This is a genomic window from Aeromonas sp. 3P, assembly GCF_051919745.1.
Lineage (GTDB): Bacteria > Pseudomonadota > Gammaproteobacteria > Enterobacterales > Aeromonadaceae > Aeromonas > Aeromonas veronii.
On record NZ_JBQBED010000001.1, the window covers coordinates 3,362,501 to 3,376,263 of the forward strand.

Genomic DNA, 13,763 nt, shown 5'->3' on the forward strand with positions numbered 1-13,763 from the left:
GAAGGTTGAGTAACATCAACTGGAGGACCGAACCCACTAACGTTGCAAAGTTAGGGGATGACCTGTGGCTGGGGGTGAAAGGCCAATCAAACTCGGAGATAGCTGGTTCTCCCCGAAAGCTATTTAGGTAGCGCCTCGGACGAATACTACTGGGGGTAGAGCACTGTTTGGGCTAGGGGGTCATCCCGACTTACCAACCCCATGCAAACTCCGAATACCAGTAAGTAATATCCGGGAGACACACGGCGGGTGCTAACGTCCGTCGTGAAGAGGGAAACAACCCAGACCGCCGGCTAAGGTCCCAAAGTTCTGGTTAAGTGGGAAACGATGTGGGAAGGCTCAGACAGCTAGGATGTTGGCTTAGAAGCAGCCATCATTTAAAGAAAGCGTAATAGCTCACTAGTCGAGTCGGCCTGCGCGGAAGATGTAACGGGGCTCAAACCAGGCACCGAAGCCGCGGATTCACACTTATGTGTGAGTGGTAGGGGAGCGTTCTGTAAGTCTGCGAAGGTGTATCGAGAGGTATGCTGGAGATATCAGAAGTGCGAATGCTGACGTAAGTAACGATAAAGGGGGTGAAAAGCCTCCTCGCCGGAAGACCAAGGGTTCCTGTCCAACGTTAATCGGGGCAGGGTGAGTCGACCCCTAAGGCGAGGCCGAAAGGCGTAGTCGATGGGAAGCAGGTTAATATTCCTGCACGACTTGTAATTGCGATGGGGGGACGGAGAAGGCTAGGTGGGCCAGGCGACGGTTGTCCTGGTGAAAGTGCGTAGGTGGTGTTTCTAGGCAAATCCGGAGACACAACACTGAGACACGAGACGAACACACTACGGTGTGGAAGCCATTGATGCCCTGCTTCCAGGAAAAGCCTCTAAGCTTCAGATTACAAGTCATCGTACCCCAAACCGACACAGGTGGTCGGGTAGAGAATACCAAGGCGCTTGAGAGAACTCGGGTGAAGGAACTAGGCAAAATAGAACCGTAACTTCGGGAGAAGGTTCGCTCTTGACAGTGAAGTCCCTTGCGGATGGAGCAGTTGGGAGTCGCAGTGACCAGATGGCTGGGACTGTTTATCAAAAACACAGCACTCTGCAAACACGAAAGTGGACGTATAGGGTGTGACACCTGCCCGGTGCCGGAAGGTTAATTGATGGGGTTAGCGCAAGCGAAGCTCTTGATCGAAGCCCCGGTAAACGGCGGCCGTAACTATAACGGTCCTAAGGTAGCGAAATTCCTTGTCGGGTAAGTTCCGACCTGCACGAATGGTGTAACCATGGCCATGCTGTCTCCACCCGAGACTCAGTGAAATCGAATTCGCCGTGAAGATGCGGTGTACCCGCGGCTAGACGGAAAGACCCCGTGAACCTTTACTACAGCTTGGCACTGAACATTGAACCTACATGTGTAGGATAGGTGGGAGGCTTTGAAGGCGTGACGCCAGTTGCGCTGGAGCCGTCCTTGAAATACCACCCTTGTATGTTTGATGTTCTAACGCAGGGCCCTGAATCGGGCTCGCGGACAGTGCCTGGTGGGTAGTTTGACTGGGGCGGTCTCCTCCCAAAGAGTAACGGAGGAGCACGAAGGTTGGCTAATCCTGGTCGGACATCAGGAGGTTAGTGCAATGGCATAAGCCAGCTTAACTGCGAGACGGACAGGTCGAGCAGGTACGAAAGTAGGTCATAGTGATCCGGTGGTTCTGAATGGAAGGGCCATCGCTCAACGGATAAAAGGTACTCCGGGGATAACAGGCTGATACCGCCCAAGAGTTCATATCGACGGCGGTGTTTGGCACCTCGATGTCGGCTCATCACATCCTGGGGCTGAAGTCGGTCCCAAGGGTATGGCTGTTCGCCATTTAAAGTGGTACGCGAGCTGGGTTCAGAACGTCGTGAGACAGTTCGGTCCCTATCTGCCGTGGGCGTTGGATGATTGAAGGGAGTTGCTCCTAGTACGAGAGGACCGGAGTGAACGAACCTCTGGTGTTCGGGTTGTCACGCCAGTGGCACTGCCCGGTAGCTAAGTTCGGAATCGATAACCGCTGAAAGCATCTAAGCGGGAAGCGAGCCCTGAGATGAGTCATCCCTGACCCCTTGAGGGTCCTAAAGGGCCGTTGGAGACCACAACGTTGATAGGTGGGGTGTGTAAGCGCGGCGACGTGTTGAGCTAACCCATACTAATTACCCGTGAGGCTTAACCATACAACACCCAAGAAGTGTTCTAAGGCTTGTAGCAAATAGAACGAACTACTCAAATTCAGTGATAGTGACAAGCCAAGCGCAACATCACTACTCACGTCAGCTTTCTAGATTAAGAATTTGCCTGGCGGCCATAGCGCCGTGGAACCACCTGATCCCATGCCGAACTCAGAAGTGAAACGCGGTAGCGCCGATGGTAGTGTGGCATTCGCCATGCGAGAGTAGGACACTGCCAGGCACCCAATTAAACAGCGATGTGAAGAATCACGTCACTGGCTGCGAGGATGACACCTCAGAAGAAGCAGCAGAAAATTTAGCGAAAGCTAACCGAATGCGGAGCGGTAGTTCAGTCGGTTAGAATACCGGCCTGTCACGCCGGGGGTCGCGGGTTCGAGTCCCGTCCGCTCCGCCACTAATTTGAAGGCCTTCCCTGATGGGAAGGCCTTTTTGCTATGGGTGGTTTTGCTCATAAGACCTACATATTTGCACATCGGAACCAATACAAAGCCCGGCTTCACGACCGGGCTTTTGGATTTTTAGCGTGTTAAACAGCCAGTGTTAGCATTTATCTGCAGGAAGAGAACTAAAAAGCCTGTCATCTCCTCCATTTTCTATCTATATCAAGCTCTTATCTGATGGATTACTGGCCATTTTAACTGGTTTACTTTTGGCCAAACTCTGTTCATGGCGCGCGATTAGGGTTGTATCTCGCTTATAACTCGGTAGAGTAAGGACATCTTGAGTTTGCCTGTCCCGCGCCTAGCTTGCCGGGTTCCAGGTGTAACTTGGCCAGCTTTTATCAACCTTAAGTCAGTGGTATCGATATGGAACAAGTAAACAAGTCCACCTTCAGCGATGTACTGGAATATGTGCGTATGTCCCGTCGCCAGAACAAACTCAAGCGTGAAATTGCGGATAACGAGAAGAAGATCCGTGACAACCAGAAGCGCGTGCTGCTGCTCGACAACCTGAGCGACTATATCAAGCCGGGTATGAGCATTGATGATGTGCAGGCGATCATCGCCAACATGCGTGCCGACTATGAAGAGCGCGTGGATGATCACATCATCAAGAACGCCGAGCTCTCCAAAGAGCGTAAAGAGCTGAGCACCAAACTGAAGGGCATGAGCTCTCACAAATAAGCGTTGCGCTTTCGCTTAAGAGACACCGGCCACTGGCCGGTGTTTTGTTATCAGCTCGGATCTCTGCCACTCCTGCAACAATCGGCTCCCCTTTTTAGAATTGCCCTGTTACCATCACCACAAAGCGGTCAATAGTTTCAAGCCATTGACTTGAAAAGACTAAGCTTGAGTGAAACACAATAAATTGCGCAACCATGGTGGGGCTGATATGGCCGCATCAGAACAGACGGATTTGACACAAGTGGCATCTCAAGATTCATCTGTCCAGACCTCGGACGGGAACCCAAAGCGCAAGCGCCGTCCCTGGTGGCGTTGGCTGTTCTGTTTTCTCTTTTTATTGTGCCTGGGGGCGGTGATCGCTCTGGTTGGCTATGAGATGAAAACCTCTAAGCTGCAATCTCAGGAGATCTCCCGCTATGCCGCCAAGCTCACCTATCAGGTCGAGCCAGGCCAGAGCAAGCAGATCGCTTTCCCTGAGGATGGCCCGTTCGACAAGCGGCTCGGCTATGTGCAACTGCCGATGATGCAGGAGCGCCTGCTGCAGCGGGGCTATGAAGTCAGCAAGCAGGTGCATTTCTCCGACGCGCTCTATGACTACGCCAGTCGTGGCTTCTTCGTGCCCTATACCGAGAAGGTGCAGGCTGGCCTGACGTTGCACGATTGCCGCGCAGAACCTTTCTATCAATTCAAGTATCCGACCCATCACTATCCGGATTTTGACTCCATTCCGCCGCTCGTCATCCAGTCGCTGCTGTTTATCGAGAACCGCGACTTGCTGAGCAATGAAGAGCCGTTGGCCAACCCGGCGGTCGACTGGCCCCGTTTTGCCAAGGCGGCGCTCTCTCAGGTGGGCAAGGCGCTCGATATGCAGGATCAATCTGCCGGTGGCAGTACCTTGGCGACCCAGGTGGAGAAGTATCGCCACTCGCCGGATGGCCTGACCCTGTCGCCGACCGAGAAGATCCGTCAGATGGCCTCTGCCAGCGTGCGGGCTTATCGTCTCGGGCCGGAAACCCTCGAAGCGCGCAAACTGGTCGCCTGGGCCTACCTCAACTCGGTACCGCTCTCGGCTGCGCCGGGATATGGTGAAGTGCATGGTCTGGGAGATGGTCTCTGGGTCTGGTTTGGTGCCAATGTCGATGACGTGAACCGTCTGCTGGACCCCGCCCGCAACCAGAACGCACCACTGGCCGAGCAGGGGCTTGCCCTGCGTCAGGTTGTCTCTTTGATGATTGCGCACCGCCGTCCCTCTTACTATCTGGCTCAGGGGCGAGAGGCATTGGCTACCCTGACCGACAGCTACCTGCGCCTGTTTGTGCAGGAGGGAATGATCACGCCACCTCTGATGGAGGCGGCGCTCAAGGCCAAGATTACGTTCCGTGACTTCCTGCAGTCCCCGGCTATCACCCGGGTGAACAACAACAAGGGGTTGCAGGTTGCCCGTACTCGCCTGAGCCGTCAGCTCGGGGTGCAGCTCTATGACCTCGACCGGATGGATCTGACGGCCGATACCAGCCTCAACATGCCGCTGCAAAATGAAGTATCCCGTTATCTGCAGCAGTTGGCCGATCCGGCGTTTGCCGCCCAGGTAGGGCTGTTTGGCGAGCGCCTGCTCTCGCCTGAGAAGACGGGCGATGTGCGCTACAGCTTCACCCTGTTCGAGAAATCGCCGGAAGGGTTCAAGGTGCGGGTGCAGACCGACAACACCGATCAGCCGTTCGATATCAACGAAGGCTCCAAGCTGGAGTTGGGCTCAACCGCCAAGTTGCGGGTGCTGACCACCTATCTGGAGATCGTGGCCGAGTTGCACGACAACTATGCCGGGATGCCGGTCGAAAACCTGCGCAAGCTGGCTGCTGTCTCTCAGGACAACCTTAGCCGCTGGGCCATCTCCTATTTGATCACGGCTCAGGACAAGAGCCTGCCGGTCATGCTGGAAGCTGCGCTGGATCGCAAATACTCCGCCAGCCCCAACGAGGGGTTCTTTACCGGTGGCGGCATGCACACCTTCAACAACTTCCGTCGCGAGGATAACGGGCGTATTCCCCCCATCCGAGATGCGCTGCGCGAGTCCATCAACCTGCCCTTTGTGCGGCTGATGCGCGACATCGTGCGCTACAGCCTTTACAAGGAGGGTAACCGTGCCCAGTTGCTCAAGGATGACAAGGATCCCCGTCGTCAGGAGTATCTGGCCAAATTTGCTGACAAAGAGGGGCAGACCTATCTGCTGCGCTTCTGGCGCAAATATCGCGGCAAGACTCCAGAAGAGCAGCTCGACACCTTCCTCGATGGCCTCAAGCCGAGCGCTGTACGTTTGGCAGCGGTGCATCGCTATCTGATGCCGGAAGCAGATGAAGCGGCATTTGCTGCCTTCCTGGCCGAGCGGTTGCCGCGAGAGAAGCTGAGCGCGAAGCGGATCAACCAGCTCTATGTCAGTTATGGCCCGGGCAAGTATTCACTGCCGGATCAGGGCTACATTGCCCGGGTTCACCCGCTGGAGCTGTGGCTGTTGGCCTATCTCAAGGAGTTTGACAAGGCAACCTTTGCCGATGCCGTTGCTGCCAGCCGTGACGAACGCCAGGAGGTCTACAGCTGGTTGTTCAAGACCCGTCATCGCAGTGCTCGTGATAGCCGGATCCGCACCATGCTGGAGGTGGAAGCGTTTCTCGATATTCATCAGCGCTGGGCCAAGCTTGGTTATCCGTTCGACCATCTGGTGCCGTCCTTGGCGACCGCCTTGGGGAGCTCCGGTGATCGTCCGGCTGCACTGGCCGAGCTGATGGGCATAATCCAGAATGGTGGCATCCGTTCGCCGACCCTGCGGATCGAGCACCTCTCGTTTGCCAAGGGGACTCCCTTCGAGACCGAGTTTGAGCCACAACACACCGAGGGAACCCGAGTGATGCCGGCAGAGGTGGCGGCAGCCCTGCGCAGTGCGCTCTCCAAGGTGGTGGAAGGGGGCACAGCAAGACGTATCGCCGGTGCTTTTACTCTGCAGGACGGCACTGTGTTGCAGATGGGGGGCAAGACCGGCACCGGTGATAACCGGATTGAAACAGTAGGCCGTTATGGCAATGTGACCAGCTCGCTGGCGCGCAACCGAACCGCGACCTTCGTTTTCTATCTGGGGGATGATCACTTCGGTACCCTGACCGCCTATGTACCGGGTAGCCAGTCCGACAAGTTCCGCTTCACATCTGCACTGCCGGTGCAGGTGCTCAAGGGCATGGCTCCCCTGCTGATGCCTTACCTGCAACCAGGTTCCCATACCCAGTGTCTGGCGAACCAGTGATACGAGCGAATTACCGCTCATCACGCAGATAACTGACCAGAAAAAACGGGGAGGCTGACAGCCTCCCCGTTTTTATTTCCTTATCGAGCGCAGCAGCGCTCGATTGCGATCAGGCGTTCAGTACGAACTGCTCGATCACTTGAGCCACGCCATCTTCATCGTTGCGGGCAGTGGTGTGCTGGGCGAGAGCCTTGATCTCGTCGGTGGCATTGCCCATCGCAACCCCGAGGCCTGCGTATTCGATCATGTGGCGATCGTTGCCCGCATCCCCGACGCAGATCACCTGAGCGGCGGTCAGGCCAAGGTGCTCGGCCAGTGCGGCCACGCCGGTTCCCTTGTTGCTCTGTTTGTTCATGAACTCGAGGAAGAAGGGGGCACTCTGTACCACGGTATAGCGCTCATAGAGCTCTGCAGGCAGTCGCTCGATGGCGCGGGAGAGCTGGGGCGGCTCGTCGATCATCATCACCTTCATGATCTGCTCGTCGGCAGGCAGGGTGGCGAAGTCGATCAGATTGATCGGCATGCCGATCAGGCGAGATTCGTGCTCGGTGTAGGTGCTGACACGGGGACTGATGAGGCCCTGGGTGACCGAGAAACCGTGAACGTTCACCTCCAGCTCGTCAGCCAGTTTGGCGACGGCGCTGGCGTCACTGCCGGTCAGCAGTTGGCTGCGGATGATCCGCTGATCGGCCACCTGTTGCACCAGGGCGCCGTTGTAGCAGATGACGTAGTCATGCTCTGTGGTGAGGCCGAGCTCTTCCAGATAGCGGCTCATCCCTTCCAGCGGGCGGCCGGAGGCCAGCACAACGGTTACCCCTTTGGCGCGCGCAGCGCTGATGGCGGCGTGGGTGCGGGGAGTAATCTGGCCCTGCGGGTTGAGCAGGGTGCCATCCATATCCAATGCGATCAGCTTGTACATCTCTCACTACCTGAGTCTGGGTGGCCCGCCCGGTGGGGCCAAGGAAGTGGCGAGTGTAGCGAAAATCGGCGGCGGGATCACGGCCGGTTCAGCGATGGGGCCGTGCCGCTTGAGCTATTTGTGCCCCTCGTAAGGGGTCATCTCCAGGGTTTCATCATGGATGGTCAGGCGGGTAGGGCCTCGGGTGATGGTAACCTTGCGTTTGAAGCTGGCCATCTCGACCTCGATGCCGGAGTAGAGGTGTTGGGTGGCAATGACCTCCATCTGAGCCATCAAGTTTCGCAGCTCCTCCTGGTTGGCGGTGAACTGCTCATCGAGCTGGGCCAGTTCGGCCAGCTGATGGTCCCGGATCGGTTTGAGCTTGCGCAGGGTATCCGGATTGCGCTTGTCGCCGGGTAGTTGCAGCAACTTCATGACCAGCTCCTTGATTTTCTCCAGCTGTGCCTGACACGCCTGCTGGCGCAGCTTGAGCTGGTGTTCCTGCTCCTTGTGGGTGAAGTAGCCGCCGAGGATCTGCAGTCGGGTATGGTTGGCGGCCTCGGCCCCCAGGCTGGGGGCCATGATCAGGCGATTGGCAATGCTGGTGCCCCCCAGCAGTGTGCCTTTGCGCATGTTGCTATCGCCCACCTTGATATCTTGTCCGCTGCGGGAGTAGCAGTGGCTGAGCTGGCTCTGGATCTGGATATCCCCCCCGCTTCCAGCTGGGCATACTGGGCGTAGCTGGCGTGGATCTCCCCTTGCGCATTGAGCTGGCAAAGGTATTCCCCCTGCTCGTTGCGGCGGCCAATGATGCCGTGGCGTACCGTGATGCTGCCCCCTGCCTCGATCCAGCCCCCTTCGATAAAGCCGCCAATCACGATGTCACCGCTGACCCGGATCTTCATACCCGGGTTGACGTCGCCGCTGACGATTAAGCCCCCTTCAAAATCAATATGGCCGTGGCGGGCATCCACCTGTTTGACGCTGAGCACCTCGTCCACCTTCATGCCCGCTTTCTCCTGACAGGGCAGGCCCGCCCGACCGGCAATCAGCAGGTCGGGATCGTCGGGGGAGATAAAGGTGCCCTCGCCAGCACTCATCGGGCTGTCTTTGCCATCCTTGGCGGGCAGATCCTGACCGGTCACGGTAAAACCGGGCACCCCGACGGTGGCTGGATGACGGCGCATCAGCGGAGCGCCGGCCTTGACGGTGACGATGGAGCCGAGATCCCGCAGGTCGACCTTGCCATGCCCCAACTCCTGTGGTTTGAGGATCCGTTCGGCCGGGGTCTCCACCAGCCGCTCATAGCGAGTGTCCTGACCATTGACGGCAGGCTGGCCGTTGGCAATCACCAGCTTGAGCTGACTGCCGGGGGCGGCCTCCTTGGCTGACTGGATGGCAGCGGTGAGCAGTTGCTCACTCACCCCCTGTTTGATTTCGCTGATGGCGATCGCCTCTTTCAACTGTTCCAGCGTCACATACTTGCCACCCCAGTCGGCAGTGATCTGGGCGATGGCGCTCATGCGATCCTTCTCCACTATTACGGCGAGTCGGGCATCCTGACGCTTGCCGACAGGGATGGGGTTGGCGGGAACGGGGGCGGCAGGGTTGGTGAGCAGGGTATTAAGCAGGCTGATAGCCTGTTTGATCCCCTCGGGCAGCGGCTGATAGCGGCGACAGTTGGAAGCGAGCAGCAGAGCCTGCACATCCTGTTCCGTGACAGGTTTGGTGAGACCGGCGGCAATCCGCAGGCAGACCAGTTCCATATCGCTTGATAGCAGCAACCACTCTTTGCTTAACACCGCATCTCCTTGCTGGATGAAAACGGAGCGATCGGCTCGCTCCTCTACTGTCATTTAATCTCTCAATGATTAATAAAGCGAGTCACCAACCCTGAGAGTGGGCAGTATTCAGATATTTCCTCTGAATGGTCAATGAATTGAAGTCAAATCGGTGATGGCGGCCAGATAAATGTGGGCGCTGTTTGGAAACGGAGTGAAAAGACGGATCGCAGCGCCAGCGACATAGGGTCGCTGGCAGGGGAATGGCCTTATCAGCTGCGCAGGGCTGTTCTGACCAGGGTGAGGTAATCGCCGAGCACCGGCTCACCCAGCATATGGCGGCGCAGCATGTCGAGGGCGGCAAAGGCGAGGATCTTGCGGCGACTCTCCGGGTCGGGGTGGCTGACCTTGACCGTCTGACCGATGTGCATGCCATCGGCGCTGAGCAGCAGTGGTACCCCCTCTGTGCCCTCTCGCCCTATGGTTAGTTGCAGGCCCGCATCGGTTGTCGGCAGTTGCGCCAGCTCATCGGCCAGTTGCGTACTGAAGTTGGCCTCCAGCCGGGGATGGCCGTGACAAAGCGTCAGCAGCGTGCCGCCACTCTCCCCCTCCAGCAGAGCGAGCGGTTTGCCTTGCAGCAGCGCCAGGATCTGCTGCGCCGGTTCCGTATCTCCGCTGCCAACCAGCCAGGGCTGGATCGTATCCAGCAGTCGGCGCTCTGCACTCTCCATGTCCGCGGTACTGGCGCCGTGGCCGATCAGTTTCAGCTCGATAAGGGGCATGGAGGAGCGGTAACCCAGCTCGATACCAGCTGGCCAGGGTTCGGCATCCAGCATATCGCTGAGCGCCGACTCCGAGACGCCGAAGGTGTAAAAGCGACGCAGCTCGGTGTCGATCTGTGCCCCGGCCAGCTGTTTGAGGCGCGGCAGAATTTGCTCACGCACCATCTGTTTGAACTCGAACGGCACGCCTGGGGTGAAGAAGAGCTGGCTCTGGCCACTTCGCACCACAAAGCCGCAGGCGGTGCCGACCGGGTTGTCGAGGATTGCGCTCCCCTGCGGCAACCAGGCCTGTTTGGCATTGCTTTGTGCCATGGGGCGGCCACGGCTGGCGTAGCGCGCTTCGATGGTAGCGAGCCAGTCGGGGAAGAGGGTGAGCGGTTGGTCAAAGGCCTCGGCGGCGGCCTGAGCGGTGAGGTCGTCGGCAGTGGGCCCGAGCCCGCCACACACCAGCACCACCTCGGCGCGGCTGGCACTCTCTTGCAGCACCGTTTTCAGGTCGGCGAGGTTGTCCCCTACCGTCAGGCGACGGCGCACCTGCCACCCCTGTTCCAGCAGCAGAGCACTGAGCCAGGCCGCGTTGGTATCCACCACCAGACCCGTCACTATTTCGTCTCCGGTACTGATGATCTCGATACGCATGGCAGGCTCCTTGGATTAAACGGGTGGCAGCGGTTGGCCTCGGGCCAACACAATCAGGCTTTGTTGTGCTCGAAGTAGTAGCTGATCCGGGTACGCGGATTGAGGTACTCGAACACGGCGGGCGGCAGCCGTTTGGGGTGGATCACCTTGGCGATCGACAGTTCGGCTTGCTGCAGGTCGATGATGGCCGCTTCCTGACGGGGAATGCGCGGATCGTAGACCAGCACCGAGGGGTAGAGCAGGCGGGAAGCGTTGACCGACATTACCAGCCCCACCTGACCGTTGGAGAGTTGCACCACGCTGCCGGGGGGATAGATCCCCATCAACCGGATCAGCATGCTGAGGTACTCCGGATTGAACTGCGCCTTGCGCTGCTTGTAGAGGCCGCTCAGGGCCGAGTAGGGCACCTTGGCCTGCATGTGGCAGAGGTTATCGTACTCGTTGATCAGCGACACCATCTGGGTCAGCGGATCGAGCTGGCCACCCTTGAGCCCTTCCGGCCCGCTGCCATCGAGATATTCGTGGTGATGTAGCACGATCCCCTTCGCCTCGGCCGGGAAATCCTTGGCCAGATTGAGCAGATCCAGCCCGTAGCGCGGGTGCTGGGCCATCAGGTTCTGCTCCGGCTTGGTCAGCGGCTCGGTCTTGCGCAGGATCTGGCTCGGGATCTTCAACTTGCCGATATCGTGGAACAGCGCCCCCATGCCGACCTGACGGATCTCGTCGGCCGTCATGCAGCACTCCTTGGCCAGCAGCATGCTGAGCACGCTCACATTGAGGGAGTGGAAGTAGAGGTTGTTGCCATCCTCGCTGTCGGAGACCAGATGGAGCACCATCTCGTCTACCGAGAGCAGCTGTTCTGTCATGGCGTTGACCAGCTCCTGCGCCTCGCCGATGGCATTGAGGGGGCGGGACTGGATCTTGCTCATCACGCTGCGCACCTGCGCCAGCGACTGTTGGAACTGTTTCTCGCACTGCTGCAGGTTGCGGCGATAGAGTTGCAACTGCTCGATGCGGCGATCCTTCTCCTGCTGCATCTGGGCCTGGCGCTGGGCGGCGTCTGCGCTCTCTTGTTGCTGAGGCTGTACCTGATTGAGAGGCTTGGGCGGAACGTCGCTCTTGTCGGGAATGATGGTGACCAGTTTCAGGCCGAGACGGCGGATCAGCTCGATCTCTTCTTCACTTTTGATCTTGAAGCTGGAAAACAGGAACGGGTGTTCGCGCCACCCCAGTGGCAGGGATACATAGTTGCCGACTTGCAGTCGATCTACGGAAATCTTGATACCGGTCATTATCTTGGAAGCAGGAGACACACTGAGCCGTATGCTAGTCAAAGGCGGGGGTGAATACAAAAGGTATCTGATGACAGGGCTGGAGCTTTATTATAGGCTTCTGGATGTCCAGACATATTTACTGATGCAGTACAGGGAGTAAGCATGCCGATCAAGATCCCGGATCAGTTACCCGCCGCCGAAGTGCTGGGGCAGGAGAACATCTTCGTGATGACGGAATCCCGGGCCGTCACCCAGAACATCCGCCCGCTGCGGGTGCTCATCCTCAACCTGATGCCAAAGAAGATTGAGACCGAGATCCAGCTGATGCGGATGCTCTCCAACTCGCCGCTGCAGGTGGATGTGGATCTGCTGCGCATTGATGACAGGGAGTCAAAGAACACGCCGCAGGCCCATCTGGAGAACTTCTATCACGACTTCGAGCAGGTGCGTGGCAATAACTACGACGGCATGATCATTACCGGGGCGCCGCTCGGGCTGGTGGAGTTCGAGGAGGTGGTCTACTGGCCGCGCATCGTCGAGATCATCGAGTGGTCCCATCAGCATGTCACCTCCACCCTGTTCCTCTGCTGGGCGGTGCAGGCGGCGCTGAAAGCCTTGTATGGCATGGAGAAGCAGACCCACGGCGAGAAGCTCTCCGGGGTTTATCGCCACCATCGTCTCGATGAGCACGAGCCGCTGCTGCGCGGTTTCGATGACGAGTTCGTCGCCCCCCACTCCCGCTACGCGGCGTTTGATGGCGATCTGATCCGTGCCCAGACCGACTTGCAGATTTTTGCCGAGTCAGAAGAGGCGGGAGTCTATCTGGCGGCCACCAAGGATTGTCGTCAGGTGTTTGTCACCGGCCACCCGGAGTACGATGCCCTGACGCTGGACGGGGAGTATCAGCGGGATCTGGCGGCAGGGCTCGACCCGGCCATTCCGGTCAACTACTACCCGAATAATGATCCGGGCAAGACCCCGCGCGCCAGCTGGCGCAGCCACGGTCATCTGCTGTTTGCCAACTGGCTCAACTACTACGTTTATCAGCTCACCAGTTATCGGGTGGAGGATATCGGCAAGGTCTTCACCTACGACCAGGGGGGCAAGTAGTCAGTCGCCCTGCTCCAGCCGCTCGGCCAGCTGGTCGAGCCATTGGCGGTGGCAGGCTAACGCGAATGCCTTGGGTCTGTGGGCCTTGATGGCGGCCATCGCTTCTTGCTGCGGCTGGCCGAGGGTCATCAGTAGCGCGGCGGCGACCAGCCCGGTACGACCGCTGCCCCCTTTGCAATGGATGACCAGATGCTTGCCATCCCCCAGCAGCTCGCGCAGCTGTGGCAGCGCCTGTTGCCAGGCAGCTTCGAAGGCGGCATCGGGGGCCAGATCATCCTCGATGGGCAGATGGAACCAGCGCATCCCTTCGTGCTCGACCTGCTGGCCGAGCTGCGCCAGTTCGAGTCGGATTAACTCGGCGCTTGTCATCAGGGTCACCACTCCGTGGGCACCGGCCAACCGCAGTTGATCGAGCGCCAGAGTCAGCGGCACCTGCTGGGTGCCGGGGCAGGGGGTCAGCAGCAGCTGACCGTCGACACGGGGAACTTCAAGGCTCCAGAAGGGGTGATACGGGTGCATGGCGGATCCTCGCGTGGTGGCCGCAGGGTTGCGGCCGGTGAATGGCGCCAAGGATAGGCGGGGCAGGGGGGATGTCAATGGCCGTTGTGTTTGCCCCGGTTTACGGGCAGAGTCTAAAAAATTGAGCGGTT

The 13,763-nt window shown here is 58.4% G+C and carries 7 protein-coding genes, 1 tRNA gene, 2 rRNA genes and 1 pseudogene (1 of these 11 cut by a window edge); 6 read left to right on the forward strand and 5 right to left on the reverse strand.

All coding sequences use genetic code 11. The annotated features are described in order from the left end of the window. From ACTG19_RS15575 to ACTG19_RS15595, 5 genes are all read left to right on the forward strand, one after another. Positions 1 to 2,198 (forward strand): 23S ribosomal RNA (locus tag ACTG19_RS15575); it begins 692 nt to the left of the window's first position. 120 nt (positions 2,199 to 2,318) lie between these two features. Beyond that, positions 2,319 to 2,433: ribosomal RNA gene (rrf, locus tag ACTG19_RS15580) — 5S ribosomal RNA — on the forward strand. A gap of 97 nt (positions 2,434 to 2,530) precedes the next feature. Further along, positions 2,531 to 2,607: transfer RNA gene (locus tag ACTG19_RS15585), tRNA-Asp, on the forward strand. Positions 2,608 to 3,019: 412 nt separating this feature from the next. Continuing rightward, positions 3,020 to 3,337, forward strand: coding sequence for a PTS system regulator TmaR (tmaR, locus tag ACTG19_RS15590; RefSeq protein ID WP_005336024.1), 318 nt, complete (start codon positions 3,020 to 3,022; stop codon positions 3,335 to 3,337). Between the two features lie 208 nt (positions 3,338 to 3,545). Further along, on the forward strand, positions 3,546 to 6,629 hold the full coding sequence (locus tag ACTG19_RS15595) for a transglycosylase domain-containing protein (protein WP_439989244.1): 3,084 nt from the start codon (positions 3,546 to 3,548) through the stop codon (positions 6,627 to 6,629). A gap of 109 nt (positions 6,630 to 6,738) precedes the next feature. On the opposite strand, the gene yidA is transcribed toward ACTG19_RS15595, so the two are convergent. The 4 genes and pseudogenes from yidA to ACTG19_RS15615 all read right to left on the reverse strand — a co-directional run bounded on the left by yidA (position 6,739) and on the right by ACTG19_RS15615 (position 12,021). Then, the gene (yidA, locus tag ACTG19_RS15600) at positions 6,739 to 7,548 is read right to left on the reverse strand and encodes a sugar-phosphatase (protein ID WP_043825990.1); all 810 of its coding nucleotides are present in this window, start codon (positions 7,546 to 7,548) and stop codon (positions 6,739 to 6,741) included. Positions 7,549 to 7,662: 114 nt separating this feature from the next. Then, a pseudogene (locus ACTG19_RS15605) lies at positions 7,663 to 9,329 on the reverse strand (DUF342 domain-containing protein). Between the two features lie 251 nt (positions 9,330 to 9,580). Next, positions 9,581 to 10,729 carry a competence/damage-inducible protein A gene (locus ACTG19_RS15610; protein WP_439989245.1) on the reverse strand — a complete coding sequence of 383 codons (1,149 nt, stop codon included), beginning with the start codon at positions 10,727 to 10,729 and terminating at the stop codon, positions 9,581 to 9,583. 53 nt (positions 10,730 to 10,782) lie between these two features. Beyond that, entirely contained in the window at positions 10,783 to 12,021 is a 1,239-nt protein-coding gene (locus tag ACTG19_RS15615; protein WP_005336014.1) for an HD-GYP domain-containing protein, read from the reverse strand. Between the two features lie 144 nt (positions 12,022 to 12,165). On the opposite strand from ACTG19_RS15615, the gene metA reads away from it, so the two are divergent. Then, a complete protein-coding gene (gene metA / locus ACTG19_RS15620) occupies positions 12,166 to 13,113 on the forward strand; it encodes a homoserine O-acetyltransferase MetA (protein WP_019446225.1) in 948 nt (315 codons plus the stop codon). Here metA and ACTG19_RS15625 read toward each other — a convergent pair whose 3' ends face one another. Next, complete coding sequence (locus ACTG19_RS15625; protein ID WP_439989246.1) at positions 13,114 to 13,632, reverse strand: cyclin-dependent kinase inhibitor 3 family protein; 519 nt, start codon at positions 13,630 to 13,632, stop codon at positions 13,114 to 13,116. Positions 13,633 to 13,763: the final 131 nt, after the last annotated feature.